Genomic DNA, 23,008 nt, shown 5'->3' with positions numbered 1-23,008 from the left:
CCCGAGGGGGTGTGCGGCCCGTGCGACGGGTGCGCGGTCCGGGCGTGGCCGCTGGGGCGCCCAGGCGCGGCACAGCGGAGGAGGTCGACGCTTCGGAGGAAAGGATGCCGGCTGCGCTCCCTCCGTCACGCGTATCCCCTCCGCTACGCGCCCTGGCCACCCGCGCTCCCTGGCCGCGCCAGCACGGGAAAGGCCCCGCAGCCGGAGCTGCGGGGCCTTTCGCGTGCCGTGTGAGCGTCAGCGGGTGTCGATGCGCTCGTGGGTGTTGTCGGCCTTGTACTGGAAGATACCGATCGACGCTTCGGTGGGGTCACCGGCCTCGTCGAACGTGATCGGACCGGAGACGCCGTCGTAGTCGGCGGTGCCGCCACCGAGGATGATGTCGGCGCACTCGGCGTACGTGGTGCACTTCGTGCCCTCGCCCGAGCCTCCCGAGACCTCCTGGAGCTTGCCGGCGATGTCGGCGGCGTCGGTCGAACCGGCAGCCAGCGATGCCAGCGAGAGCAGCACGACGGCGTCGTACGACTCAGCGGCGTACGAGTAGTCGTCGAGCGCAGCGTTGCCCGCGTCGGTCCAGGCCGCGTTGAGACGGTCCTGGAAGTCCGTCTCGAGCACCGGTCCGGGCGTCGTGCCCTTCGCGCCCTCAAGCGAGACCGACACGTCGTCGCCCCACTGCTTGAGGTTGCCGTCGACGAGGTAGTAGTTCGCCGGGTCGACACCCGCGTTGGACAGCAGCGGCGCGATCGTCGCGAACTGGTCGAACGTGATGAGCACCACCGCGTCGGGCTTGGCCGCCGCGATCGTGGACACCTGGGCGTCGAACGAGCTGTCGCCGTCGTTGTACGACGCCTCAGCCACGACCGAACCACCGGTCGACTCGAACACCTCCTTGATGACACCGAAGAGGCCGGTGCCGTAGGCGTCGTTCTGGTAGATGATGCCGATGTTCTTGTGGCCGTCCTCGGCGATCAGGTTGCCGAGAACCTCACCCTGGAGCAGGTCGCTCGGAGCGGTGCGCCAGTAGAGGTTGTCGTCGTCCCACGTCGTGAAGTCGGGCGAGGTGTTCGCCGGCGAGAACGTGATGATGCCCGCCTGGACGTTGGAGTCGAGGAACAGCTTCGTGACACCGGATGCCGCGGCACCGATCATCGCGGAGACTCCCGCGTTCTGCAGCTTCGGGACCGTGGTCTCGAACGCCTTGTTGTCGGCGTCACCCGAGTCGCCGGGGGTGAACTCCACCTCGAGGCTCTTGGCGGCCTCGTTGATCTCGTTGACGGCGAGGAGCACACCCGCCTCTTCGGGCGGGCCGAGGAAGGCGAGGCTGCCGGTCTGGGGCAGCACGCTGCCGATCTTGAGGGTGAGGTCCTCTGCGACAGGCGCACTGCTGTCGCTCGGCGCCGGCGTGCCACCGCCGCCGGCGCAGCCGGCGAGCAGAAGGGCGCTGACACTGACGACGGCGATGCCGCCAAGGACCTTGCCCGCACGCGAACGTGTGAAGACGGTCATGTTGCTCCTTGCTATGGATGAACAAGGGACGACCTCGGGTGCCGTCCCAGTTGGAATCAACCTAATCGCCGAGACGCGTCACCAATGTTGCGATCCGTTAACGCTGTGAAACGTCATGATCACGATGCGATAACGGCATCCCCCACCCGTGAGCGGCGTGCGTGGCGCAGCGTGTCCGCCATGAGCACGACGAGCGCGAGCCACACCAGCCCGAAGCCGATCCAGCGCTCGAGAGGCATCGGCTCGCCCATGATCCACGCGCCCGTGATGAACTGCAGGATCGGCGCGACGAACTGCAGGAGCCCGATGACCGTGAGGGGCGCGCGGCGCGCACCGGCCGCGAAGAAGAGGAGCGGCGTGGCGGTCACCGCGCCCGCCAGCAGCAGCAGGGCGGCGTGCCCCGGACCGGCCTGGCCCATCGTGAGACCCGTGGTCGCCGCGACGACGATGAGCTGGACCACGGCGACGGGGAGCAGCCACAGCGACTCCAGGGTGAGCCCGCTGATGGCATCCACACTCGGACCGATCTGCTTCTTCACGAGACCGTACGCGCCGAAGCTCGCCGCGAGGGTCAGCGCGATCCACGGGAAGTCGCCGTACCCCACCACGATGACGATGACGGCCAGCACGGAGATGCCGATCGCCACCCACTGGGCGATGCGCAACCGCTCCCCGAGCACGAGGACGCCCAGGAGCACCGTCACGATCGGATTGATGAAGTAGCCGAGGCTGCCCTCGATCACGTGGCCGGTGAGCGTGCTGATCAGGAAGACCTGCCAGTTCACATAGATGAGGAGGCCTGCCACGATCGTCCACAGGACGAGCCGGGGCGTGCGCAGAATGGCCCACAGCTTCGCCCACGTGCGCGTCACCGTCAGTAGCACGGCGCAGAACGCCAGGGACAGGATGATGCGCCAGGAGACCACTTCCCACGGGCCGGTCGGGGTCAGCGTGAGGAAGTAGAGGGGCATGAAGCCCCACAGGAAGTAGGCGATGAACGCCAGCACTCCCCCGCGCACCTCATCGCCGTCACGGACGGAACGCGCGGAAGGTGTCATGGGTCCAAGCCTAGGACGGTCATGACGCCGCGCGGCCTTCGGGAGCGACGACATCCTGCCGTTCGTCGCGACGCGACTGCCAATACCCTCGGCGCCGGCAACGACGAAGGGTCCGGATGCCACGGCATCCGGACCCTTCGGTCAGCTGTATGCGATCAGCGGACGACGACCGCCAGCACGTCGCGAGCCGACAGGACGAGGAACTCGTCGCCGCCGAACTTCACCTCGGTGCCACCGTACTTGCTGTAGATCACGCGGTCGCCGACGGCGACGTCGAGCGGAACGCGGTTGCCGTTGTCGTCGATGCGACCGGGGCCCACCGCGACGACCTCGCCCTCCTGGGGCTTCTCCTTCGCGGTGTCGGGGATGACCAGTCCACTGGACGTGACCTGCTCAGCCTCGACCTGCTTGATGACGATGCGGTCCTCGAGCGGCTTGATGGAAACCGACACGGTCTACCTCTTTCTTGCTTCAGGGGTCATGCGTAAAGACTCATTAGCACCCGCACACCGCGAGTGCTAATGCCAGTCTAGGGCGATGCTGGCACTCGTGCAACGCGAGTGCCAATCCTCCGACGCGCGGCGACACGCGGTGCCGCATAGGCTTGCCCGGTGGACCACGCCGAGCTCGCGACCCTGCTGACACCGGAGGCGCTGCGTCTGCTCGACTCGCTCGGCCGCATCGACTCGACCGACGACGTCGCCGCCGCCGTCAGCCGCCTGCGCGCCGCCGGAACCCCTCCGGAGCTCGTGTCGGCGGTGGTCGGTCAGGCGCGACTGCGCACCCGCGCCGCCGCGAAATTCGGGCCGTTCGCCGAACGCATGCTGTTCACCCGCGCGGGGCTGGAGCAGGCCTCCCGCCTCGCCGTCGCGGCCCGCCACGCCGGTCGATTCCGGGATGCGGGCATGACGCGCGTCGCCGACCTCGGATGCGGCATCGGCGGCGATGCACTGGGGCTCGCGGGGATCGGCCTGCACGTGCTCGCCGTCGACGCCGACGAGATCACCGCCGCGATCGCCGCGTACAACCTCGCCCCGTTCGGCGACACGGCGACCGTGCGCCACGCGACCGCCGAGTCCACCGACCTCGCGGGCATCGACGCCGTCTGGCTCGACCCCGCCCGCCGCTCCGCCGGACACAGCGAGACGCGTCGCACGCGCGCGGCCGACTGGACGCCGTCGCTGGATTGGGCGTTCGACCTGGCATCCCGGATGCCGGTGGGGATCAAGCTGGGTCCGGGCTTCGACCGCGAGCAGATCCCCGACGGCGTCGAAGCCCAGTGGATCACCGTCGACGGGTCCACGATCGAACTCGTGCTGTGGTCGGGTGCCCTCGCCCGCCCGGGCGTCGCGCGAGCCGCGCTCGTCGTCCACGGCGATGCGGCGCACGAGCTGACGGCATCCGGCGACGCCCCCGATGCCCCCGTGCGTCCGCTGGGCGCGTACGTGCACGAGCCCGCGGGCTCGGTCATCAGGGCCCGTCTCATCGGCGAGGTGGCGCGGCGCCTGGATGCCGGCATGATCGCCGACGGCATCGCCTACCTCACGTCGGACACGACCACGACGAGCCCGTTCGTGCAGACGTTCCGCGTGCGCGAGCAGCTGCCGTTCGACCTCAAGCGGTTGTCGAAGGCGCTCCGCGAGCGCGGCATCGGCACGCTCGAGATCAAGAAGCGCGGCGTCGACATCGACCCGGCATCCCTGCGCACGAAGCTGAAGCTGCGGGGCGACGCTGCGGCGACGCTCCTGCTCACGCGCGTGGACGGTGCGCGGGTCGCGCTTCTCGCCGACCGCCTCTGACCGTCGCGCCGAACCTGGGGAACCGGTGGCCGTTCAGCCGAACAGCGGCCCCTGCGTCGAGGCCCACCACAGCCAGCCGCCGCTGTACACGAGCGACAGCGCGCTCAGGCACAGCGCCCAGACGGCCACGCCCCGGCTCTCCCACGGGCGACGCAGGGCGACGACGGCGAGCGACGCGCCCAGGATGCCGATGAGGAACCCCCATCCGACGAGCAGCGACACGAGCAACCCGAGGACGGCGAAGGTCAGCGCCCACGGCGCGCTGCGGGGCAGCGGAGCGGGCGGGGCAGGCGCCCACCGCACCTCCGTGTGCACGGGAGCGGTCACCGCGACCGGTTCGGTCAGCGCGCGCTGGAAACCGCCGCGGTGCTCCCCCGGCAGCCTCACCGTCTCCCCGGGCACGACGTCGCTCGACGCCGACTCGATGATCGGCACGGGAAGCTGCGGCACATCGGCCGGCAGGGCGGGCGGGTCGTCGGGCCTGCTCATGCGCTCACCGCCACCTGGATCTCGGTGACGGGAAGGGTGGAGTCCGCACCGAACTCGAGCGTCGAGGCGGGACGCCCGCTGCGGATCAGTTCTGCCGCGAGGGCGGCGATCATCGCGCCGTTGTCGGTGCACAGCGACAGCGGCGGGATGCGCACCGCCACTCCGGCGGCCTCGGCGCGCGCAACGGCCACCTCACGCAGGCGCCGGTTCGCGATGACGCCGCCGCCGAGGAGGAGCCGGGGCACGCCGTAGCGCTCACAGGCATCGAGGGCCTTCGTGACGAGCACGTCGACGACCGCCTCGCGGAAGGACGCGGCGACATCGGGGACGGACACCGTCTCCCCCGCCGCCTCGGCCCGCTCCACCCAACGGGCGACCGCGGTCTTCAGTCCCGAGAACGAGAAGTCGTACCGGTGCTCCGCCATGTCGGAGGCGCGGGAGAGTCCGCGTGGGAAGCGGATCGCGTCGGGGTCGCCCAGCGCGGCTGCGCGGTCGATCTCGGGACCGCCCGGGTAGGGCAGCCCGAGGATGCGCGCGATCTTGTCGAAGGCCTCGCCCGCCGCATCGTCCATCGTCTCGCCGAGGAGCTCGACGTCGGAAACCAGGTCGCGCACGAGCAGCAACGACGTGTGTCCGCCCGAGACGAGGAGCGCGACCGTCGGGTACTCGACCTCTTCGCCCGTGAGGATGTCGGCGGCGATGTGACCGACGAGGTGGTTGACGGCATAGAGCGGGCGGTCCAGCGAGACGGCGAGCGCCTTCGCCGCGCCGACACCGACCATGAGGGCACCGGCGAGGCCCGGTCCGCTCGTGACGGCGACGGCATCCAGGTCGGTGAGGGCGATCCCCGCTTCCGCGACGGCCTGCTCGATCGCGGGCTGCAGCGCCTCGAGGTGTGCGCGCGCCGCGACTTCGGGCACCACGCCGCCGTAGCGCGCGTGCTCGGCCATGGAGCTCGCGATCGTGTTGGACAGCAGCGTGCGGCCCCGCACGATGCCGATGCCGGTCTCGTCGCAGCTGGTCTCGATCCCGAGCACGAGCGGCTCGCGGGGAGCAGCGCCGTTCGACGAGAGGATGTCCCCGACCATCAGCACCACCCCGTTCCAGCGGTGGTCGCCGCCGACGCTCCCGGCTCCGCCGGTGCGGACGGCCGCTCCGAGTCGGCGTCGCGCGCGGCCCACGCCGCCAGGTCGAGCTTCATCACGACGGCGTCGACGTCGTCGGGCTGGTAGTAGCGCGGACGACGGGCGATCTCGATGAACCCCTCCGAGATGTACAGCGCCGTGGCCACCGGGTTGTCGGCGCGCACCTCGAGGAAGACCTCGCGAGCCCCGCGCTCCCGCGCCGTGCGCAGCAGCTCGTCGAGCAGCTGACGCCCGCGCCCACGACCCCGCGACGACGCGACGATCGCGATCGTCTGGATGTCGGCATCCGCGGATCCCTGCACGGCGCGCACGCCGCCGTAGCCGTGGAGCACGGCGCCGTCGACGTCGACGACGTAGCGCCCGTGGGGCGACGCGAGCTCAGCGGCCATCATCGCCTCGCTCCACGCGTCGGTGGGGAACGAGTCGCGCTCGAGCGCCATGATGGCATCCAGATCGGATGCCGTCGCCGTCCGCACCGTCATGTGCCCACCTTCTTGGGGCCGGCGGGGAGGGTGACGTCGGGCGCCCGGAGGTAGAGCGGCTCACCGTCGGCGAGGACGCGCCCCGAGGCGACCGCGCGTGCCGCGGCGAGCGCGAGCATCGCAGCCGAGATCGACGACACGTCACGGCGCTGGACACCGAGGTCCGCCAGGACGTCGTCGATCGCGTCGCGGGGGGCGAGGGCGGCGGGCGCTCGCCGCACGGGCAGCCCGTCGTCGTCGACGCCGTCGTAGACGGTGTACGCGTACTCCCTGCGGCGGGCGTCGGTGACGACGGCGAACGGGCCCGGCACGCTGTGCGGATCGGCCAGCAGCATGGCGAGCGCGGCGGCGTCGTGGCTGGGCACGGGGATGACGGGCAGTCCGCGGCCGAGCGCGAACGCCCGGGCGGCCGCGATGCCGACCCGGAGGCCCGTGAAGGGCCCCGGCCCCATACCCGCTGCGACATGCGTGATCTCGACGGCGTCGGAGAAGGTCGTCGCCCCGATAGGACCGTGCGCCGCGTCGGCGAGCACACCCTCCAGGAGCATGCCGATGACCTCCGCGTGCGCGAGGGCGTCGGCGCTCGTCGCCTCGGCGCGGACGACACCGTCCGCCTCGACCACGGCGACCGCCGTGCCGAGGGAAGTGTCAACGCCCAGGATCATCCCTCCAGCGTAGCCGCGGCTCCTCGAGATGCGAGCGCGGTCAGGGACGACGGGCGACCGTCACCAGCCGCGGCGCCGTGTCGTCCATCTCACGCGCGCCCGGCCCGCCGACGCCGCACGCCGTGTCGATGCCGGCGCCGCCCCACTCGCGATCCAGCTCGATCTCCCACCACTCGTCGACGAGGGCCTCGACCATCCCGCGACCCCACTCGACGATCGTGACCGAACGTTCCAGATCCAGGCCGAGATCGTCCAGCTCCGCCGCCGACCCCAACCGATACGCGTCGACGTGGACGAGCGCAGGGCCTCCGACGAGCGAGGGGTGCGTGCGGGCGAGGACGAACGTCGGACTCTGGACGGGTCCGCGCACCCCGAGGCCGGCCGCGATCCCCCGCGTGAGGGTCGTCTTGCCCGCACCGAGGGCTCCCGTGAGCACGACGACGTCGCCGGCTCGGAGCACGGCGCCGAGCTCGCGCCCGAACTCCTCCATGGCCGAGGCGGAAGCGATCTCGCGCCGGCCGACGAAACGTGCCAGGTCGTCCGTGCTCATCGCGTCACCTGACGGCGCGGCACCCGCGGCCCGATGCGGGTGACGATCTCGTAGTTGATGGTGCCCGCGGCATCCGCCCACGTCTCCACCGCAGGCTCGCCCAAAGTCGGGTCGCCGAACAGCAGGGCCTCGTCGCCCACCGCGACGGGGTGGTCGCCGACGTCGACGACGAACTGGTCCATCGCAATCCGCCCCGCCACGGGGAACACCCGCCCGCCGATGCGCACAGCCCCGCCGGCGGACGCGTTGCGCGGGATGCCGTCGGCGTACCCGAGCGGGATGAGCGCGAGCGTCGTATCGGAGTCGGTGCGATGGAGGTATCCGTACGAAACGCCCTGACCCGCCGGGACGCGGCGGACGGCGGCCACGGCGGCCCGCAGCGACATCGCGGGACGGAGCCCGAGTTCGGCGGAGGTACGGTCGGCGAACGGCGACAGGCCGTACATCGCGATGCCGATGCGCACGGCGTCGAATCTCGCTTCCGGCAGGGCGATGGCCGCGTGCGATGCGGCGAGATGGCGCAGCCGTGGAGCGAGGCCCTGCGCTGCGGCCGCCAGCAGCGCCTCGTCGAAGCGTCGCACGGCGGCCCGGTCATCGGCCTCGCTCGTATTCGACAGGTGGCTGAAGATGCCGACGACCCGCACCCGGCCGAGGCGCTCCCAGCGGGCCGCCTCGGCGAACACGTGTCCCCATTCGGCCGGCGGCACGCCGTTGCGACCGAGGCCCGTCTCGACCTTCACGTGGATGGCGGTCGGCCGGTCGGCAAGGGCGGCGGACGCAGCGGCCAGAAGCTGATCCGCCGACGAGACCCCGATCTCGATCCCGCGAGCCGCGGCCTCGGCGAACGTCTCACCGGGGGCGTGGAGCCATGCCACGAGAGGGGCATCGATGCCCGCCCGACGCAGCGCGAGCGCCTCCGTCACGTCGGCGACGCCGAGACGCGTCGCCCCGCCGTCGAGGGCGGCGAGGGCCGATCGCGCCGCACCGTGGCCGTACCCGTCGGCCTTCACGACCGCGAGCACCTCGACTCCGGTGAGACGGCGCAGGTGCCGCACATTCGCGGAGATGGCTCCGACGTCGATCGCGGCCTCCCGCATCTCGCCCGGGTGCAGAGCGGTCATGCGGGACTCCCGTCGCTCTCGGCCACGACATAGGCGATCGCGACGCCCGCGTCGTGGGTGAGGGACAGATGCACGGTGCGGATGCCTCGCGCCGCGACGGTGGCCGCCGTCTCGCCGGTGAGCGCGAAGACCGGGCGGCCCGACGGCTCGGAAGCCACCTCGATGTCGGTCCAGTGCACGCCGTCCGACCCGCCGAGCGCCTTGATCAGCGCCTCCTTCGCGGCGTATCGCGCCGCAAGGGACGGCGGACGCAGAGCACGCTCCGCCGGTGCGAACAGGCGGTCCATGAGACGCGGCGTCCGCTCGAGCGAGCGCTCGAAACGGGGGATGTCGACGAGGTCGACGCCGATGCCGACGATCATCCCGCCAGCCTACCGTCGGCCGGACGGCGCACGCCGGGCGAAGGCGGATGCCGTCACCCGCCGCCCGGTTGCGCTCACTCGACCGTGACGGACTTCGCGAGGTTGCGCGGCTGGTCGACGTCCAGGCCCTTGGCGGTCGCGAGCCCCATCGCGAAGATGTGGAGGGGCACGACGGCCAGCAGCGGCTCGAAGAGAGGCCCGGCGAGCGGGATGCGCAGCACCTCGTCGGCGAACGGGAGGACGGCGGCATCCCCTTCTTCGGCCACGGCGATGACGCGGGCTCCGCGAGCGCGGATCTCCTGGATGTTGGAGACGACCTTCTTGTGCAGCTCGGCCGACTCGCGCGGCGACGGCACGATGACGAAGACCGGCTGGCCGGGCTCGATGAGGGCGATCGGGCCGTGCTTGAGCTCGCCGGCGGCGAAGCCCTCGGCGTGGATGTACGAGATCTCCTTGAGCTTGAGGGCCCCCTCGAGCGCGATCGGGTAGCCCACGTGACGCCCGAGGAACAGCACCGACTGCGTGTCGGCCATCCAGTGCGAGAACTGCGCGATGTGCGCCTGCTCCTTCTCGAGCACCCACGAGATCTTCTCCGGCACCGCCTCGAGTTCGCGCACGAATCGGGCCGCGTCGGCGTCGCTGAGGGCGCCGCGCACCCGCCCGACGTGGAGGCCGAGGAGGTACAGCGCGGTGATCTGGGCGACGAACGCCTTCGTCGAGGCCACCGCGACCTCGGGCCCCGCGTGCGTGTAGACGATGGCATCCGATTCGCGCGGGATCGTCGCGCCCTGCGTGTTGCAGATCGACAGGGTGCGTGCGCCGCGCTCCCGCGCGTACTTGACCGCCATGAGCGTGTCCATCGTCTCCCCCGACTGGGAGATGGACACGACGAGCGTGTCGTCGCCGATCACCGGGTCGCGATAGCGGAACTCGTGGGCGAGCTCGACGTCGACGGGGATGCGTGCCCACTGCTCGAGCGCGTACTTGCCGACCATGCCGGCGTACGCCGCCGTGCCGCACGCGATGACGATGATGCGGGAGATGCCCGCGAACAGCTCGTCCAGGCCCTCCAGCTCGGGAATCACGACCTGACCGTCGCGGATGCGGCCGCGCACGGTGTTGGCGACGGCCTCGGGCTCCTCGGATACCTCCTTCGCCATGAACGACGGCCAGCCGCCCTTCTCGGCAGCCGCAGCGTCCCACACGACCTCGAAGGGCTCGACCTCGACGGGGTTGCCGTGGAAGTCGGTGACCGTGACCCCCTCGGGCGTGATCGAGACGATCTCGTCCTGGCCGATCGCGAGCGCGTTGCGGGTGTGCTCGACGAAGGCCGCGACATCGGAGCCGAGGAAGTTCTCGCCCTCGCCGAGACCGATCACGAGCGGGGAGTTGCGCCGCGCCCCCACGACGAGCCCGGGCTCGTCACGGTGCATCGCCAGCAGGGTGAAGGCGCCCTCCAGACGCGACACGACCGTGCGGAACGCGGCGACGAGGTCACCCGTCGCGCGGTACTCGCGGCCGAGCAGCACTGCCGCGACCTCGGTGTCGGTCTCGCTGCGGAACGTGAACCCCTGCGCGACGAGTTCTGCCTTGAGCTCCGAGAAGTTCTCGATGATGCCGTTGTGGATGACGGCGAGCTTGTCGTCGTCGGCCAGGTGCGGATGCGCGTTGGCGTCGGTCGGTCCGCCGTGCGTCGCCCAGCGCGTGTGCCCGATGCCGGTCGTGCCGTCGGCCAGCGGATGCGCCGACAGGTCGTCACGCAGCACCTTCAGCTTGCCCGCGCGCTTGCGCAGCCCGAGGTCGCCGTCGGCGTCGATGACCGCAATGCCGGCGGAGTCGTAACCGCGGTACTCCAGACGGGCCAGGCCCGAGAGCAGGATGTCCTGGCTCGGCCGTGGGCCGACATATCCGACGATTCCACACATGCGTTCAATCGTAGGCGGGCCGTGGCCGGGAGCCGCGCACCGGGGCCGGGAATGACCTGGGGATGCCGTGGCCTCCGGCGGCGCGGTCAGAGCTTGCGGAGTCGGACCGACGAGACGGTGTGGTCGGCCGCCTTGTTCAGAACGAGTTGGGCGCGGTGTCGCGTGGGTTCCACGTTCTCGCGGAGGTTGGGCAGATTGATGTCGCGCCAGAACCCGAGCGCCTGACTGACCGCCTCGTCGTCGGAGATGTCGGCGAACACCCGGAAGAACGACTTCGGGTTGCTGAAGGCGCTCTCGCGCAGAGCGAGGAACCGGTTCACGAACCAGGACTCGATGTGGTCCACATCGGCATCCACGTAGATCGAGAAGTCGAACAGGTCGCTGACGGCGACGTCGTGCGGGGACGGCGGGGGTGCCAGCACATTGAGACCTTCGACGATGACGACGTCGGGGCGCCGCACCGTGACGTAGGCGTCGGGGATGATGTCATACCGCATGTGCGAGTAGAACGGCGCCCGCACCTCGGCTGCCCCCGACTTCACCGCCGAGAGGAAGCTCACCATCGCGCGGCGGTCGTACGACTCCGGGAACCCCTTGCGCTCCATGAGGCCGCGACGTTCGAGTTCGGCGTTCGGGTAGAGGAACCCGTCGGTCGTCACCAACTCCACCCGTGGCGTACCGGGCCACCGGCTCATCAGCTCACGCAGGAGGCGCGCGATCGTGGACTTCCCGACCGCCACCGAGCCTGCCACCGCCACGACGAAGGGGGTGGTGGAGTCGGGCTCACCGAGGAAGGCCGCCGTCTCCGCCCCGAGGCGCTTCGTGTTCTCCGCGTAGGCGCTCAGCAGCCGACTCAGCGGAAGGTAGACCTCCCGCACCTCGGCCAGGTCGAGCCGGTCTCCGATGCCGCGCAGCTGCACGATCTCGGTCTCGGTGAGCGGGTTGGGAACGCCCGGGGCCAGCCGTGCCCAGTCGGCGCGGTCGATCTCGCGGTAGAGCGAGTCGCTCATGGCGGTGTCTTCGGTGGCCATCGACGGCCACTCTATCCTCTGCTCTCCCGCATCCCGCTAGCCTGACGGGATGCGCCTGGGAGTCCTCGACATCGGCTCGAACACCGTCCACCTGCTCATCGCCGACGTGCACCCCGGCGGGCGTCCGCTCGCGACGACGAGCACGCGCACCGTCCTCCGACTGATGCGATACCTGGAACCCGACGGGGCGATCTCCGAAGCGGGTGTCGTCGCGCTCGTCGACGCGGTCGCGCGGGCGCGGGAGGTCGCCGAGAGCGAGAACGTCGCCGAACTGCTCGCGACGGCCACCAGCGCCGTCCGCGAGGCGACCAACGGAGACGACGTCATCTCCCGTATCGAGTCGGCCCTCGGGCAGGAACTCCAGGTGCTCGGCGGCGAGTCCGAAGCGCGCTTCACGTTCCTGGCCGTCCGTCGCTGGTTCGGCTGGTCGGCGGGCCAGATCCTGCTCTTCGACATCGGCGGGGGCTCCCTGGAAGTGGCCGCCGGCGCCGACGAGCTCCCGGACGTCGCCGCATCGGTTCCTCTCGGTGCCGGTCGCATGACGGTCGAGTTCCTCGCGGAAGACCCGCCCGGAGAGGATGCCGTCGAGGTGCTCCGCGACCATGCGCGAGCCACCCTCGCCCCGGTCGCCGAGCTCATGGTCGACCAGCCGGCACCGCACCACGTCGTCGGGTCGTCGAAGGCGATCCGGTCGCTCGCGAAGCTCGCCGGCTATCCCGTCCCCGGGTGGAACGGCGCCGACCGCATGCTGCTCCCCCGCGGCGCTCTCGGCTCGTGGATCCCGCGGCTCGCGCGGCTTCCGGCATCCGCTCGACAGGAGCTGCCCGGCATCACCGCCGACCGCACGTTCCAGATCGTCGCCGGAGCGGTCGTCCTGCACACGGCGATGACCGTGCTCGACGTCGACGAACTCGAGGTCTCCCCGTGGGCGCTCCGCGAGGGCGTCCTCCTGCGGTACATCGAGTCGCTCTCGTGGAGTGCACCGGGCGTCTGAGCGCGCCCGGCATCCCGGAACACGCAACGCCGCAGGCGCACCGCCGCCGCGTCAGGGCAACGAGACCGTCGTGGTCGGTGCGCGCCAGCGACGGTGCGGTCCGCCCTTCCTGCCGACGCCCGCGCGTGCCAACGGGACGATCACCTGCAGCACGACGTGGTCGCCTTCCTGCCGCAACGTCGCCTTGTCGCCGAAAGACGCGAGTCCGAGACCCGTGGCACCCGACCCGCGAAGGACTCCCCGTGACGCGATGGCGACGGTCAACTCCGACTCATCGGCGCTCGTGGTCACCGACAGACGCGCCGCGCGTGCTTCGGAGTGTTTGACGGCGTTGACGAAGCCCTCGCTCACCGCGGCGACGACCGCCGTGGCGACGACGGGCGTCTGCAACGCCACCATCGCCGACGTGTCGATGTCGGCCTGCACGTCGAGCACTCCGGACCACGTCGCGAGGAGACCGTCGAGATCGGCGATGTCGGCCCGGTCGGGTGCGCCGACCAGGATCTCCGCGAAGGCGGCCTCGGTCGACGCACGGAAGCGGCGGATCTCCTCGGGTGTGGGCTCCCGCTCATCGACACGTGCCGCGAAGATGACGCATCGGCTCTGCACGCGATCGTGGAGGAGGTCGACCGCGCGCCACAGCGGCTCACGCGCCTGAGCGGTCTGCGCCGTCGCGAGGGCGGCCGTGTGGGCGAGCAGGTCGGTGAGCGTGCGGCTCTGCGTGCCGGTGCGCTCCACGGCATCCGCCGTCAGCGCGACGACCACCGCGAGAGCGGGGATCGTGACGAGCGGGATGGCGAGCACCAGTTCGTCGGCGTCTGTCAGGAGCACGCCCACGAGAACCGTCCCGAGAGCGACGGCCACCCAGCACAGCAGCACGATGATGCCGCGCGCGACGGGTCCGTGACCACGCGAGGCGAGACGGATGACCGCGTCGGCGATGAGCGCGAACACGACGAGCAACGCGAGTGCGGCGATCACCAGCAGCACCCCACCCAGCGCGAACGTGTACGGCGTGCTGGCGGCGAAGTAGAGTCCGACGACGAGCAGCGGATGCGGCCGTGCCAGGCGCGCCAGGAACGGGACGCGCGGCGTCCGTGCCGCCTCGTCCGGGGCGTCGTGGTCGAGCACGACAGCGTCGAGCCGGGCACTCAGCCGCGCATCGAGGCGGTGGCTGGCCGCGCGCACGTCGTCGGCGAAGGCCCGCACGGCGTCGAAGTCGATCACCCCCGCCAGCAGCGCGTCGCGACGACGCCGCACGTCGGCGACGGCATCCGTGAGGAGCGCGGCGTTCTGCTGGCCGTAGCGCCGCACGAGCCCGCGCAGATCGGCGAATACCGCGAGCGCGGACTCCAGCCGCTGAGCCGTCTCGCGCGCGTCCGCATAGCGCGACGCGGCGGCGGCCACCAACGGCAGCACCGTGAACCAGCTGAGGGCGTTCGTCGCGACGCGCTGAAGCCATTCCGCCGTCCACGGATGGTCGAACAGGAGCGCGGCTGCCGCGTCGTTCAGGAAGGGGCGCGCGATCGAGATGGCGAGGAGCGCTCCGATCACGAGGGCCCCGCGCGCGGCCGGACGGGAGAGGCGACGTTCCGCGACAGCTGCCGGGATGAGGAGGACGACCAGGGTCAACCATGTGACGGCCGAGGCGATCATCGCCGCCAGGTGCTCCGCGACACCGTCGAGTCCGCTGAACGGGCTGAGGATGAGAATCGCGACGACGGCGGATGCCAGGAGGGTCCAGCGGGTGAAGAAGCGGCCTCCCGAGACGGCGCCCCACCAATGATCGACGACCTCCGCCAGTCCTAAGCGGTCGCTCGATCGCGGGGTCGTCATCTCGCTGTCAGCCGCGCACCACGTCGGCGAGATCGTCGGCGACGCGTTGAGCCGTCGCTGCGTCCGCAGCCTCCACCATGACCCTCACCATAAGCTCCGTGCCCGACGGGCGCAGCAGAACGCGACCCGTGTCGCCCAGTTCTGCTTCCGCCACACGGACGGCCGCCTGCACGTCGGGGTCGGCCGCGCGCGTGCGATCGACCCCGCGAACGTTGACGAGCACCTGCGGGAACACCGTCATCACGGCGGCGAGCTCGGCCAGCGACTTCCGTTGCCGCGCCATCTCGGCGCACAGGTGCAGCCCGGTGAGAAGCCCGTCACCGGTGGTGGCGTACGCGCTGAGGATGACGTGACCGCTCTGTTCGCCGCCGAGCGAGTAGCCGCCCTCCGTCATCCGCTCGAGGACGTAGCGGTCGCCGACCGACGTGGTCTCCACACGGATGCCGTTGGCGGCCATGGCGCGGTGCAGACCGAGATTGCTCATGACGGTCGCGACGAGCGTGTCGTGATGAAGCCGCCCACGGTCGCGCATCGCGACGGCGAGGATCGCCATGATCTGGTCGCCGTCGATGACGCGCCCCTCGGCGTCCACCGCGAGGCACCGGTCGGCGTCGCCGTCGTGGGCGATGCCGACATCCGCTCCGACGCGGACCACTTCGGCAGAGAGTCGCTCGAGATGCGTGGAGCCGTAGCCCTCGTTGATGTTGAGGCCGTTGGGGTCGTTGCCGATGACGGTGACCTTGGCTCCCGCGTTGCGGAACGTCTCCGGCGACACGCCCGACGCTGCGCCGTGCGCACAGTCGACGACGACATGGAGGCCGTCCAGACGGTGGGGCAGCGACGCGAGGAGGTGCAGCACGTAGCGGTCTTCGGCATCCGCGAATCGGATCACGCGTCCGACATCGCCTCCCGTCGGCCGCAGCTTCTCCCCGGACATCGCTTCTTCGATGCGCTGCTCCACGACATCGGGAAGCTTGACGCCCCCGCGCGCGAAGATCTTGATGCCGTTGTCGGCGGCGGGGTTGTGCGACGCGGAGATCATGACACCGAAGTCCGCATCGACGTCGCTGATGAGGAACGCCGCCGCCGGAGTCGGAAGCGTGCCGGCATCCAACACATCGACGCCGGAGGAGGCGAGTCCCGCCTCGACGGCAGCACTCAGAAACTGACCGGACAGCCGGGGGTCGCGCGCGACGACCGCCGTCAGTCGCTTGCCTGCGGTCTTTCGCGCCTCCGCGATACGCCCCTGGCCCAGGACGACAGCAGTCGCCTGGGCCAGGGAGAGCGCGAGGTCCGCGGTGAGGGGGCCGTTGGCCAACCCCCGCACACCGTCCGTACCGAACAGCGCCATCGAGTGTTTAGCGCTTCGAGTACTGAGGTGCCTTGCGGGCCTTCTTGAGACCGGCCTTCTTGCGCTCCTTGACGCGAGCGTCGCGCGAGAGGAAGCCGGCCTTCTTGAGGGTCGGGCGGTTGTTCTCGACGTCGATCTCGTTCAGCGCGCGAGCGATGCCCAGGCGCAGCGCACCGGCCTGGCCCGAGGGGCCACCACCGGAGATGCGGGCGATGACGTCGTAGGCGCCGGCGAGGTCGAGCACCGTGAACGGGTCGTTGATGAGCTGCTGGTGCAGCTTGTTCGGGAAGTAGTCCTCGAGAGTGCGGCCGTTGACCGTGATCGTGCCGGAGCCGGGCACGAGGCGCACGCGCGCGATGGCCTGCTTGCGACGGCCGACGGCAGCGCCGGGCACCGAGAGAACGGGGCGCGGGGCGGCAGCGGCGGCCTCGGCGGCCGGGGTCTCGGTGGAGTAGTTCTCGGGGGTCTCTTCGAGGGAGTCAGCGATCTTCGCCATGGGATGTCCTCAGTCTGTTTCGGCGGCGCTTACTGGGCGACCTGGTCGAAGGTGTACGTGGTGGGCTGCTGGGCCGCGTGCGGGTGCTCGGCACCGGCGTAGACCTTCAGCTTCGACAGCTGCTGGCGGCCCAGGCTGTTCTTGGGGAGCATGCCGCGGACGGCCTTCTCGACGGCGCGAACCGGGTTCTTCTCGAGAAGCTCGGCGTAGGAGGTCGCGGTGAGGCCACCCGGGTAGCCCGAGTGACGGTAGGCCATCTTCTTCTGGAGCTTCTGGCCCGTCAGCGCCACCTTGGCGGCGTTGACGATGACGACGAAGTCACCGGTGTCGATGTGGTTGGCGAAGGTGGGCTTGTGCTTGCCGCGGAGGAGGGCCGCCGCGTGCGAGGCGAGGCGTCCGAGGACGACATCGCTCGCGTCGATGACCAGCCACTCGCGCTGGGTCTCGCCAGCCTTGGGGGTGTAGGTGCGCGTCACAGTAGTGCTGCTTTCTTGATCGAACGGAGAAGTTCGTGAATCCCACTCCGGGGTGGTTCCCGTGCTCGAGTGATCGAGCGGAACACGCCAGTGGAGGGCTCACGTTCGCGGCGCCGGGTCAGCTGAGCCGAACACCAAGGGACCAGTCTACGCGAACGAGGGCGTCACCGCGAATCGGTCCGCCGTCGAGGCCACCATTGGTGATGGCTGACACTCGTAGCACGCAATCAAGGAATCCCCTGATATTGGGATTGGCGTGTCGCGAGTGACCTGTGGTACCAATGTGGCACAAGAAGTCCTTTCCCCCCGGAGGATTACAGATGTTCAGTCGCCCTCGGCGACGCCTCGGCGTCGCTGCTGGGGCGGCGACGGCATTGGTGGTGGCGCTACTCGGCGCCGTCGTCCCTGCCACCGCCGCCGCCGGCGCTAGTTCATGCACGTCGTCCCTCACCGTCTCCCAGGTGCAGGATCGCATCCTCGCCGACGTCAATGCGGCACGCAGCCGCGTCGGCGTGAAGGCCCTGCGCGCCAACGCCGCGATGGACTCGGTCGCCCTCAAGTGGTCGCAGCGACAGGCAGCCGACGCGACCATGAAGCACAATCCGAACTACTCGACGCAGATCCCCGCCGGCTGGTCGGCGGCCGGTGAGAACGTCGCGTTCGGGTACTCCCCCACCACCGTGACGCGGGCATGGCTCGACAGTCCCGGCCATCGCGCGAACATCCTCCGTTCGAGCTTCACGCACATTGGTATCGGTGTCGGGTGCAGCGAATCCGGTCGCCCGTATTACACGCAGGTGTTCGGCGCCTACAAGACACTCACGACCACGGCCCCCGCCATCAGCGGCACCCCGAAGGCGGGCATCACGCTCACGGCGAAGACCGGCACATGGACGACCGGCACCACGCTGAAGTACCAGTGGTACGCCGACGGTTCGTCGATTTCGGGCGCCACCGCGAAGACCTACACGCCGAAGTCGACGGATGCCGGCAAGACGGTGAAGGTCAAGGTGACCGGCGTCAAGACCGGCTACGCGCCCACTGCGCGCGTCTCGAAGCCGACCGACGAGGTGGCCAAACTCAGCACCTTGACCACCGTGAGGCCGCGCGTCTCCGGAGTCATCAAGGTCGGTGAGGAGCTCCTGGCGGTCCGCGGCGTATGGACGACCGGCACGACCTACTCGTACCGGTGGTACCGCGACAGCACCGCCATCTCCGGCGCCACGGGGAAGCGGTACGTGCTGACCAAGTCCGACCGAGGCCACACCATCACCGTCAAGGTCACGGGCAAGAAGGCGGGTTACGCCACCGCGAGTCGCGTGGCGGCGAAGACCCTGGTGCCCTGACTCAGGCGGTCGCACCTGACCGGCGCGGACTGAGTTCGGCGTCGATGAGGATCGGCAGGTGGTCGCTGCTGCCCTGCGGCAGCGTCGTGATGCTCTCGATGGTGACGCCCACGCTCGTCGCGAAGTCGTAGTGGCCACGGAAGAACTTGTAACGCGTGTAGGTGCGGGCATCGCTGAGCGTGAGCTCGTAACCGGCATCCCGGATGCGCTGGCTCAGGCTCTCCTTGAACACCGGATAGTTGTAGTCGCCCACCATGAGGATCGGGAGGCCGGGCCCGAGCGTGCTCAACTCTGCGAGGGCCGCCTGGATCTGCTTGCGACGGAGGGAGTTGAGTGCCGTCAGAGGTGCGGCATGGAAACTGGCCACGAGGAACTCGCGGCCATGATCGATGTCACGCATCCGGACACCGAGCATGCGCTCCTCGGCCGGCTTGAGCACTCGGTCGTGCAGCGACTTCTTGAGCGCCAGCGTGCGCACCTCGACCGCGGTGTAGGTGTTCTCCCGGTGGTACACGGCGAGTCCGAGCCGGTTGCGGACCGTGGCCTCGGCGAGGCGCAGACCCGCGATCTGCGTCGGCAGATCGTCGCTCACCGCCTCCTGGAGGCACAGGACGTCCGCGGCGTGCGCCTCGACCAGCTCTTCGAGCTCGTGCGCAGCCTTGTGCTTATTGAGGTTGTACGAGATGACCTTCATACCGTCGACAACAATATGCCGCGTGCCTGGGATCCGCCTCGGGGTTGCAAAAGTGTCCGCGGTGAAGCAGGGCGGTGTCAGTCGCCGTCGAGCGAGCGCCGCTTCCTCGTCTGCTCGGCCCGGACGGCGAGCAGCTCATCGGGCGGGTAGCCGACCTCGGTGAGAGTGAGTCCGCGCGCGGCGAGCACCTTGGTCTCGCTCGTGCGCTCGCCCGCCTCGCGGATAGCCACGACGTCGGCCACATCGAGTCGCCCCTGCCCCACGGCGACGCACGCGCCGACGAGCGCACGCACCATGCTGTGACAGAACGCGTCGGCCTTGACGTTGGCGACGAGGATGCCGTCGGCGTCGCGGTGCCAGTCGAATTCGAGCAGAGTGCGGATCGTCGTGGCCTCCTCCCGCCACTTGCAGTACGCGGCGAAGTCATGCAGCCCGACGAGCGACCTCGCGGCGGCATCCATCTGCTCCACATCGAGGTCGGCGTTGACGCTCGTCGTCCGCAGCCGATCCAGCGGATCGTACCCGCTGACCCGGTCGGCGACGCGGTACGAGTACCGGCGCCAGACGGCGGAGAATCTGGCATCGAACCCATCGGGCGCCACCGCAGTGAGATGGACGGCGAGATCGGGGTACTGCCCGAGCACTCCCGTCAACCGCGCGGCGAGGGCCTCCGGATGCGGGTTGCGACCGCTCTCGAGCCGGTGGCGTTGCGCGTCGCTGAGATCGACGTGCGCCACCTGACCGCTCGCATGCACCCCCGCGTCGGTGCGTCCCGCCACCACCAGGCGCGGGTCGCCGCCGAGGATGCGCGCGATCGCCGCCTCCAGGACGCCCTGCACGGTGCGCAACCCCGGTTGACGCGCCCACCCGCGGAAGTCGGTGCCGTCATAGGCGAGATCGAGACGCAGCCGCACGTCGCCAGCCTACCGATCCCCCGACGGCGAGTCAGAGGGCGGCGTCGACCTCCGCGCGCCGCGGCGGGTTCGCGCCGGCGCGGGCGACCGTGAGACCCGCGGTGACGGCGGCGCGCCGCAGCGCCCGCAGCAGCGCTGGCTTCGACTCGAAGAGCTGCGGGTCGTCGAGGACGCTGGAGATGAGGCTCGCCATGTACGCATCGCCCGCCCCGATCGTGTCCACGACGTCGACGGGCAGCGCAGACACCTCCGCGACTCCGCCCGGACCGAGCGCGAGCGCTCCCTCGCCGCCCCGGGTCATGACAACGATGCGCGGACCGAGCGTCGCGATCTCTGAGAGCACCTGCTCCGGGAGCAGCTCGGGATAGAGCCACACGGCATCCTCGTCGCTCAGCTTGACGAGGTCTGCCGACCGTGCCGCCTCGGAGAACTGCTGCAACGCCGTGTCGTGGTCACCGATCAACGCGGGCCGGATGTTGGGGTCGAGGGTGACGCGCTGCGAGCCGGCTGCCCGGCGAAGCGTGTCGCGCACGGTAGCGGCACCCGGCTCCAGGAAGAGGGCGATGGACCCGGTGTGGACGAGGTCCACCCCGTCGAGGTCGGGCGCGCCGACCGCCCAATCAATGTCGAACTCGTACTCGGCCGACCCGTCTGCGCGGAGGCGCGCGCGCGCCGTCGAGGTCGCGGCGTCGGTCCAGGAGGCCGCGGTGAGCGCCGCGCCGGCAGAAGCCACGTGCTCGGCGATGCGCGCCCCCCGCTCGTCACGGCCGATCCGCGTGAGCAGGTGCACGTCGTGGCCCTGCCGCGCGAGCCCGACGGCGACATTCGCCGGGCTGCCGCCCACGAGTTCGCGATCCAGCGTCGCCGCCGTGGAGTCGCCCTCGGACGTGCGTCCGTGAACGATGTCGATGAGAGCCTCGCCGATGACGAGCGTTCGGGTGTTCATGGCATCCAGTCTTGTGGAACGGTGCGGTCGGTGGAAGCGCGACGCGGGGGCTACAGGCGGTGAACGAGAGCGAGCGAGCGCTCCGTCGCTGCGAAGCCGAGTCGTTCGTAGAGGGTATTCGCACCCGTCGGGCTGGCCGTGTCGACATCGAGCACGGCCTTCTCGAGCCCCTCCTCCGCGATCGCGGCGAGAGTCGCGGCGATGACGGCGGGCGCCAGACCGCGGCGACGGTGCGCTCGCACCACACCGATGAGATCGATGTAGGCGTGGGTGGCCCCGAGCGCCTCCCAGTCGTCGCGATTCACGGATGCCAAGCACAGCGCGATCACGGCGCCGTCCGCGTCGAGCGCGATCCGGGAGAGGTCGGGCCGCAAGAACTCGCCGCCGACGAACTTCTGCCAGCTCTCCTCGCTCGTCGGGAGGCTCCCCCAGTGATCGCGGAAGGCGTCGTTCCGGGCAGCGAGGACGTCGAGCGCCCGATCTGATGAGTACGCGACGATCGTCGCATCCGCGACGGCCGGCGGAGCGGGAACGGGCTCCGACATGTCGCGCACCATCGTCGTGAACCAGCGTTCGACTTGGAAGCCGAGCGGCTCGGTGATCGCGATGACGTCGGGCGTCGACTCCTCCGCGTACACCTTGATCTCGAGCTTCCACGGCTCGCCGTCGTGCGTCGCCGGAAGATCGGCGGCGGCCTCGGCGAGCTGCCCGAGCGCCCGTGCGTGGCTCCACGCCAGAGCGGCGGAGCCGATACCGCGACGACGCCATTGCGGATCGACCGCCCCACCGATGTGCACCGTGAGCGTGCCCTCGCGAGACGGGTGGAGGAACGCGCTGGAGAACACGACCGGGGTGCCGTCGACGCCGAATCCGATCACCGTGTCGCGAGTGTGGTCGATATGGCTGAGCTCGAAGGTGTCGGCGATTTCTTCCCGCGGCGTGATCCACGTGGGATGGTCGGCGGCGTCCGCGACGGCGTGCACACGGTGAATGTGGTCGATGTCTTCGACCGTGGCGGTGCGCCACGTGGCGATGTCGTCGTGACGGGGAGGCTCGGGCGACGGGACGGCGCCGATCCGGTCGTTCAAGGGCTGCGCACTCACCGCGCCAGCCTACCTGTCGCCGGCGACACGCGTTCTGTCGCCGCCCGCCAGGAACGACGAAGCCCGCACCGTGAACGGTGCGGGCTTCGCGACGTGGATGACGGAGATTACTCCGCCTTCTCCTCGGTCTTCTCCTCGGCGGGTGCCTCGACGGCCTCCTCCGCGGCGGCCTCGGCGGCAGCGCCCTCGTCCTGCGACTCGGCGCCGGCATCCTCGGTCGGGGTCTCCTCGACCGGGGTCTCCTCAGCGGGGGTCTCCTCGGCGGGGGTCGCCTTCGCGGCGGACTTCTTCGCCGACTTCGGCTTCGGGTTCACCGGCTCGAGCACCAGCTCGATGACGGCCATGGGGGCGTTGTCGCCCTTGCGGTTGCCGACCTTGGTGATGCGGGTGTATCCGCCCTCACGCTCCGCGACCAGCGGCGCGATCTCGGCGAAGAGGACGTGCACGACCTCCTTGTCACCGATGACCGACAGCACGCGACGACGTGCGTGCAGGTCACCGCGCTTGGCGAAGGTGATGAGTCGCTCAGCGAGGGGACGCAGGCGCTTGGCCTTCGTCTCCGTCGTCTTGATCGACTTGTGCGTGAAGAGGGCAGCCGCGAGGTTCGCAAGCAGCAGGCGCTCGTGGGCGGGGCCGCCTCCGAGGCGGGGACCCTTGGTGGGCTTGGGCATGTCAGTTACTCCTGGTGAAAAGTGTCAGCGAGAGACCCGGCGGACCGG

At 70.3% G+C, this 23,008-nt stretch carries 24 protein-coding genes; 3 read left to right on the top strand and 21 right to left on the bottom strand.

Annotated features, from left to right (window positions below; all coding sequences use genetic code 11):
* Nucleotides 1–237: 237 nt before the first annotated feature.
* From ACSQ18_RS02445 to groES, 3 genes are all read right to left on the bottom strand, one after another.
* Nucleotides 238–1,506 (bottom strand): ABC transporter substrate-binding protein, encoded by a 1,269-nt coding sequence (locus ACSQ18_RS02445; RefSeq protein ID WP_144807147.1) that lies wholly within the window; start codon nucleotides 1,504–1,506, stop codon nucleotides 238–240.
* A gap of 119 nt (nucleotides 1,507–1,625) precedes the next feature.
* Nucleotides 1,626–2,564, bottom strand: a complete 939-nt coding sequence (gene rarD / locus ACSQ18_RS02440; protein ID WP_436035471.1) for an EamA family transporter RarD — start codon at nucleotides 2,562–2,564, stop codon at nucleotides 1,626–1,628.
* A gap of 155 nt (nucleotides 2,565–2,719) precedes the next feature.
* Complete coding sequence (gene groES, locus ACSQ18_RS02435) at nucleotides 2,720–3,016, bottom strand: co-chaperone GroES (protein WP_005050391.1); 297 nt, start codon at nucleotides 3,014–3,016, stop codon at nucleotides 2,720–2,722.
* A gap of 159 nt (nucleotides 3,017–3,175) precedes the next feature.
* Between groES and ACSQ18_RS02430 the strand changes: the two genes are divergently transcribed.
* Entirely contained in the window at nucleotides 3,176–4,363 is a 1,188-nt protein-coding gene (locus ACSQ18_RS02430) for a THUMP-like domain-containing protein (protein WP_436035469.1), read from the top strand.
* Between the two features lie 33 nt (nucleotides 4,364–4,396).
* Here the strand turns inward: ACSQ18_RS02430 and ACSQ18_RS02425 are convergent, their stop codons facing one another.
* The 9 genes from ACSQ18_RS02425 to coaA all read right to left on the bottom strand — a co-directional run bounded on the left by ACSQ18_RS02425 (nucleotide 4,397) and on the right by coaA (nucleotide 12,133).
* Nucleotides 4,397–4,852 carry a hypothetical protein gene (locus tag ACSQ18_RS02425; RefSeq protein WP_436035467.1) on the bottom strand — a complete coding sequence of 152 codons (456 nt, stop codon included), beginning with the start codon at nucleotides 4,850–4,852 and terminating at the stop codon, nucleotides 4,397–4,399.
* On the bottom strand, nucleotides 4,849–5,940 hold the full coding sequence (gene tsaD / locus ACSQ18_RS02420) for a tRNA (adenosine(37)-N6)-threonylcarbamoyltransferase complex transferase subunit TsaD (protein ID WP_436035465.1): 1,092 nt from the start codon (nucleotides 5,938–5,940) through the stop codon (nucleotides 4,849–4,851). The genes ACSQ18_RS02425 and tsaD overlap by 4 nt, the downstream gene beginning before the upstream one ends.
* On the bottom strand, nucleotides 5,940–6,479 hold the full coding sequence (gene rimI / locus ACSQ18_RS02415) for a ribosomal protein S18-alanine N-acetyltransferase (protein WP_436035463.1): 540 nt from the start codon (nucleotides 6,477–6,479) through the stop codon (nucleotides 5,940–5,942). The genes tsaD and rimI overlap by 1 nt, the downstream gene beginning before the upstream one ends.
* Nucleotides 6,476–7,144: a tRNA (adenosine(37)-N6)-threonylcarbamoyltransferase complex dimerization subunit type 1 TsaB gene (gene tsaB / locus ACSQ18_RS02410; RefSeq protein WP_436035462.1), complete on the bottom strand. Its 669-nt coding sequence runs from the start codon at nucleotides 7,142–7,144 to the stop codon at nucleotides 6,476–6,478. The genes rimI and tsaB overlap by 4 nt, the downstream gene beginning before the upstream one ends.
* A 40-nt stretch (nucleotides 7,145–7,184) precedes the next feature.
* Nucleotides 7,185–7,694, bottom strand: coding sequence for a tRNA (adenosine(37)-N6)-threonylcarbamoyltransferase complex ATPase subunit type 1 TsaE (gene tsaE, locus ACSQ18_RS02405; protein ID WP_436035461.1), 510 nt, complete (start codon nucleotides 7,692–7,694; stop codon nucleotides 7,185–7,187).
* Nucleotides 7,691–8,815, bottom strand: coding sequence for an alanine racemase (alr, locus tag ACSQ18_RS02400; RefSeq protein ID WP_436035459.1), 1,125 nt, complete (start codon nucleotides 8,813–8,815; stop codon nucleotides 7,691–7,693). Before alr ends, tsaE begins: the two co-directional genes overlap by 4 nt.
* Nucleotides 8,812–9,177 (bottom strand): holo-ACP synthase, encoded by a 366-nt coding sequence (locus tag ACSQ18_RS02395; protein WP_301039286.1) that lies wholly within the window; start codon nucleotides 9,175–9,177, stop codon nucleotides 8,812–8,814. Before ACSQ18_RS02395 ends, alr begins: the two co-directional genes overlap by 4 nt.
* A gap of 74 nt (nucleotides 9,178–9,251) precedes the next feature.
* Entirely contained in the window at nucleotides 9,252–11,102 is a 1,851-nt protein-coding gene (gene glmS / locus ACSQ18_RS02390) for a glutamine--fructose-6-phosphate transaminase (isomerizing) (protein WP_436035456.1), read from the bottom strand.
* An 86-nt stretch (nucleotides 11,103–11,188) separates the two neighbouring features.
* Nucleotides 11,189–12,133, bottom strand: a complete 945-nt coding sequence (gene coaA, locus ACSQ18_RS02385; RefSeq protein WP_436035455.1) for a type I pantothenate kinase — start codon at nucleotides 12,131–12,133, stop codon at nucleotides 11,189–11,191.
* 49 nt (nucleotides 12,134–12,182) lie between these two features.
* Between coaA and ACSQ18_RS02380 the strand changes: the two genes are divergently transcribed.
* Nucleotides 12,183–13,127, top strand: coding sequence for a Ppx/GppA phosphatase family protein (locus tag ACSQ18_RS02380; RefSeq protein WP_436035454.1), 945 nt, complete (start codon nucleotides 12,183–12,185; stop codon nucleotides 13,125–13,127).
* A gap of 51 nt (nucleotides 13,128–13,178) precedes the next feature.
* Here the strand turns inward: ACSQ18_RS02380 and ACSQ18_RS02375 are convergent, their stop codons facing one another.
* Genes ACSQ18_RS02375 through rplM form a run of 4 tightly spaced genes read right to left on the bottom strand, consistent with a single transcriptional unit; the run spans nucleotide 13,179 to nucleotide 17,286 of the window.
* Nucleotides 13,179–14,963 carry a hypothetical protein gene (locus ACSQ18_RS02375; RefSeq protein ID WP_436035452.1) on the bottom strand — a complete coding sequence of 595 codons (1,785 nt, stop codon included), beginning with the start codon at nucleotides 14,961–14,963 and terminating at the stop codon, nucleotides 13,179–13,181.
* A 7-nt stretch (nucleotides 14,964–14,970) separates the two neighbouring features.
* Nucleotides 14,971–16,314, bottom strand: coding sequence for a phosphoglucosamine mutase (glmM, locus tag ACSQ18_RS02370; protein ID WP_436035450.1), 1,344 nt, complete (start codon nucleotides 16,312–16,314; stop codon nucleotides 14,971–14,973).
* Between the two features lie 7 nt (nucleotides 16,315–16,321).
* Nucleotides 16,322–16,810, bottom strand: a complete 489-nt coding sequence (rpsI, locus tag ACSQ18_RS02365; RefSeq protein ID WP_436035448.1) for a 30S ribosomal protein S9 — start codon at nucleotides 16,808–16,810, stop codon at nucleotides 16,322–16,324.
* A gap of 29 nt (nucleotides 16,811–16,839) precedes the next feature.
* Nucleotides 16,840–17,286 (bottom strand): 50S ribosomal protein L13, encoded by a 447-nt coding sequence (gene rplM, locus ACSQ18_RS02360; protein ID WP_144807132.1) that lies wholly within the window; start codon nucleotides 17,284–17,286, stop codon nucleotides 16,840–16,842.
* Nucleotides 17,287–17,606: 320 nt separating this feature from the next.
* Between rplM and ACSQ18_RS02355 the strand changes: the two genes are divergently transcribed.
* On the top strand, nucleotides 17,607–18,632 hold the full coding sequence (locus ACSQ18_RS02355; protein WP_436035446.1) for a CAP domain-containing protein: 1,026 nt from the start codon (nucleotides 17,607–17,609) through the stop codon (nucleotides 18,630–18,632).
* 1 nt (nucleotide 18,633) lies between these two features.
* Here ACSQ18_RS02355 and ACSQ18_RS02350 read toward each other — a convergent pair whose 3' ends face one another.
* The 5 genes from ACSQ18_RS02350 to rplQ all read right to left on the bottom strand — a co-directional run bounded on the left by ACSQ18_RS02350 (nucleotide 18,634) and on the right by rplQ (nucleotide 22,960).
* Nucleotides 18,634–19,326: an endonuclease/exonuclease/phosphatase family protein gene (locus ACSQ18_RS02350; RefSeq protein ID WP_301039278.1), complete on the bottom strand. Its 693-nt coding sequence runs from the start codon at nucleotides 19,324–19,326 to the stop codon at nucleotides 18,634–18,636.
* A 77-nt stretch (nucleotides 19,327–19,403) separates the two neighbouring features.
* Nucleotides 19,404–20,240: a tRNA pseudouridine(38-40) synthase TruA gene (gene truA / locus ACSQ18_RS02345; protein ID WP_436035444.1), complete on the bottom strand. Its 837-nt coding sequence runs from the start codon at nucleotides 20,238–20,240 to the stop codon at nucleotides 19,404–19,406.
* A 31-nt stretch (nucleotides 20,241–20,271) separates the two neighbouring features.
* Nucleotides 20,272–21,186: a carbohydrate kinase family protein gene (locus ACSQ18_RS02340; protein WP_436035443.1), complete on the bottom strand. Its 915-nt coding sequence runs from the start codon at nucleotides 21,184–21,186 to the stop codon at nucleotides 20,272–20,274.
* Between the two features lie 50 nt (nucleotides 21,187–21,236).
* The gene (locus ACSQ18_RS02335; RefSeq protein WP_436035441.1) at nucleotides 21,237–22,289 is read right to left on the bottom strand and encodes a GNAT family N-acetyltransferase; all 1,053 of its coding nucleotides are present in this window, start codon (nucleotides 22,287–22,289) and stop codon (nucleotides 21,237–21,239) included.
* A 107-nt stretch (nucleotides 22,290–22,396) separates the two neighbouring features.
* Complete coding sequence (gene rplQ, locus ACSQ18_RS02330) at nucleotides 22,397–22,960, bottom strand: 50S ribosomal protein L17 (RefSeq protein ID WP_436035439.1); 564 nt, start codon at nucleotides 22,958–22,960, stop codon at nucleotides 22,397–22,399.
* Nucleotides 22,961–23,008 lie beyond the last annotated feature (48 nt).

It is taken from the genome of Microbacterium sp. LjRoot45, assembly GCF_964253325.1.
In the GTDB taxonomy this organism is placed as follows: Bacteria; Actinomycetota; Actinomycetes; order Actinomycetales; family Microbacteriaceae; genus Microbacterium.
The sequence above is the reverse complement of the archived record's forward strand: the minus strand, read 5'-3'. Positions and strand labels throughout refer to the sequence as shown.

Coding starts and splice junctions, on each gene's coding strand:
- tsaB (WP_436035462.1), bottom strand. CDS start 7,144: ATGATCCTGGGCGTTGACACTTCCCTCGGCACGGCGGTCGCCGTGGTC.
- glmS (WP_436035456.1), bottom strand. CDS start 11,102: ATGTGTGGAATCGTCGGATATGTCGGCCCACGGCCGAGCCAGGACATC.
- rplQ (WP_436035439.1), bottom strand. CDS start 22,960: ATGCCCAAGCCCACCAAGGGTCCCCGCCTCGGAGGCGGCCCCGCCCAC.
- glmM (WP_436035450.1), bottom strand. CDS start 16,314: ATGGCGCTGTTCGGTACGGACGGTGTGCGGGGGTTGGCCAACGGCCCC.
- ACSQ18_RS02350 (WP_301039278.1), bottom strand. CDS start 19,326: ATGAAGGTCATCTCGTACAACCTCAATAAGCACAAGGCTGCGCACGAG.
- ACSQ18_RS02375 (WP_436035452.1), bottom strand. CDS start 14,963: ATGACGACCCCGCGATCGAGCGACCGCTTAGGACTGGCGGAGGTCGTC.
- ACSQ18_RS02380 (WP_436035454.1), top strand. CDS start 12,183: ATGCGCCTGGGAGTCCTCGACATCGGCTCGAACACCGTCCACCTGCTC.
- coaA (WP_436035455.1), bottom strand. CDS start 12,133: ATGGCCACCGAAGACACCGCCATGAGCGACTCGCTCTACCGCGAGATC.
- ACSQ18_RS02355 (WP_436035446.1), top strand. CDS start 17,607: ATGTTCAGTCGCCCTCGGCGACGCCTCGGCGTCGCTGCTGGGGCGGCG.
- rarD (WP_436035471.1), bottom strand. CDS start 2,564: ATGACACCTTCCGCGCGTTCCGTCCGTGACGGCGATGAGGTGCGCGGG.
- ACSQ18_RS02340 (WP_436035443.1), bottom strand. CDS start 21,186: ATGAACACCCGAACGCTCGTCATCGGCGAGGCTCTCATCGACATCGTT.
- ACSQ18_RS02425 (WP_436035467.1), bottom strand. CDS start 4,852: ATGAGCAGGCCCGACGACCCGCCCGCCCTGCCGGCCGATGTGCCGCAG.
- tsaD (WP_436035465.1), bottom strand. CDS start 5,940: ATGGTCGGGGACATCCTCTCGTCGAACGGCGCTGCTCCCCGCGAGCCG.
- ACSQ18_RS02395 (WP_301039286.1), bottom strand. CDS start 9,177: ATGATCGTCGGCATCGGCGTCGACCTCGTCGACATCCCCCGTTTCGAG.
- tsaE (WP_436035461.1), bottom strand. CDS start 7,694: ATGAGCACGGACGACCTGGCACGTTTCGTCGGCCGGCGCGAGATCGCT.
- rpsI (WP_436035448.1), bottom strand. CDS start 16,810: ATGGCGAAGATCGCTGACTCCCTCGAAGAGACCCCCGAGAACTACTCC.
- alr (WP_436035459.1), bottom strand. CDS start 8,815: ATGACCGCTCTGCACCCGGGCGAGATGCGGGAGGCCGCGATCGACGTC.
- rimI (WP_436035463.1), bottom strand. CDS start 6,479: ATGACGGTGCGGACGGCGACGGCATCCGATCTGGATGCCATCATGGCG.
- ACSQ18_RS02445 (WP_144807147.1), bottom strand. CDS start 1,506: ATGACCGTCTTCACACGTTCGCGTGCGGGCAAGGTCCTTGGCGGCATC.